We start from the raw sequence: 1,354 nt of genomic DNA on the forward strand, positions 1-1,354 counted from the left end.
GCGGTTCGAACTCCAATGCTGGGGACAACGGGAACGGCGGTTCGAACTCCAATGCTGGGGGCAACGGGAACGGCGGTTCGACTGACAGTAACGGTTCGACTGACAGTGGCGGCTCGACTGGCAGCGGTAATAATGGAGGTAGCTCGAATGATCTTAGTTATCCTCAACTTATCACTGGCAACGTAAGTGATCCAGAAAAAGAAAATCTGAATTTATCGAATCAGGAAACTGATACTAACTCTCCTAATAACGTACCAGAGCCGCCAACATTAGCTCTTATTGGTATTGGCCTTGCAGGAATGGCATTAAGAAACCGTAAATCTTCTTAACACAAGAATGTTCGATATTTTGATAAAATCTGTTCAATGTTTATAACAACAAAAAAGGCCATATTTCGCGGCCTTTTTTGTATGAAACCGATTTAAATACTTCGCAAGTCGTTTTGTCTAGTCAGGATAAGGGCATCACCCATGCTTATTTATAGCTTATCGCCGTCAGCTTTAGTTGATTGTTATGGTCTGAATATATATTTGAGTACCAGATTTTCTAGGGATTAAGCTACATATTCTGCATGATAAACAGATCGTGAAACTTCAAAGCCAAATTTCGAGTGACCGACATATTGCATTGAGCCGACATTTGAAAGACAGTATCAATTGCCTGGTTAGGGTCGTAATAAGCGATTGGTATTTTTTATCCTCAATCGCATTGTCCACTTTCATAAAACCGGGCAAAGCCAGCTAGCCGTTTTATTTAGCTGCATTCATTACTATTCGGAATAGCCGACGATCCTCTGAAAGTTCTCAAAATAAATCCCATGTTTCATAAAGGGAGGACTGGAGGGCTTGAAATAAAGGCTATTGAAGCAGCCATCCTGTCACCCGTTGCGCTAGCAAATTTAGGTAATCGTTTACAATAGCTCTTTATTTACCAAATTCGGCATTCTTTATCACAACATAAAATGGAAAATTCAAGAATTTATTTGGCTGTGCCCTACGCGCAGAAAGATGCCGCCAAAGCGCTCGGCGCACGATGGGATGCGGCTCAGAAGAAATGGTATATCCCCGCCACGCTGGACATTGCGCCGTTTGCGAAATGGCATTCCGAAGCTGTCACTGCGGAATTATCTACGGCCGCCACCACTAAACCCAAAACACGGGCGCCGTCTTCCGGAAATAGCGCATCTCGCCCTGCGGTGACTTATCCGACAGTGAAAGAGTTTGTCGCTTATAACGGTGATTTGCCACCCTGGGAATAACGCTTATCCCTTGCCTATACAAAATCTCCTGGGCACATCGCCAATGCCGTTAAGTTAAGCGCTTTGTGGTATAATTGATCTGTTAACTGATTGAAA

The 1,354-nt window shown here is 43.7% G+C and carries 2 protein-coding genes; both read left to right on the forward strand.

Going from position 1 to position 1,354, the window contains the following annotated elements:
- Positions 1 to 329, forward strand: a 329-nt coding sequence (locus JJL52_RS21065) for a PEP-CTERM sorting domain-containing protein (RefSeq protein ID WP_202054489.1), incomplete at its 5' end; no start/stop codon positions are given.
- A 632-nt stretch (positions 330 to 961) separates the two neighbouring features.
- Positions 962 to 1,258, forward strand: coding sequence for a DUF5710 domain-containing protein (locus JJL52_RS21070; RefSeq protein WP_202053502.1), 297 nt, complete (start codon positions 962 to 964; stop codon positions 1,256 to 1,258).
- The last annotated feature ends 96 nt before the right edge of the window (positions 1,259 to 1,354 follow it).

Origin of the sequence: Candidatus Methylomicrobium oryzae (genome assembly GCF_016745425.1) — a bacterium.
Lineage (GTDB): Bacteria > Pseudomonadota > Gammaproteobacteria > Methylococcales > Methylomonadaceae > Methylomicrobium > Methylomicrobium oryzae.

What these genes read in the sequence shown, in the direction of transcription:
- JJL52_RS21070 (WP_202053502.1), top strand. Translation starts at nt 962, where the DNA reads ATGGAAAATTCAAGAATTTATTTGGCTGTGCCCTACGCGCAGAAAGAT.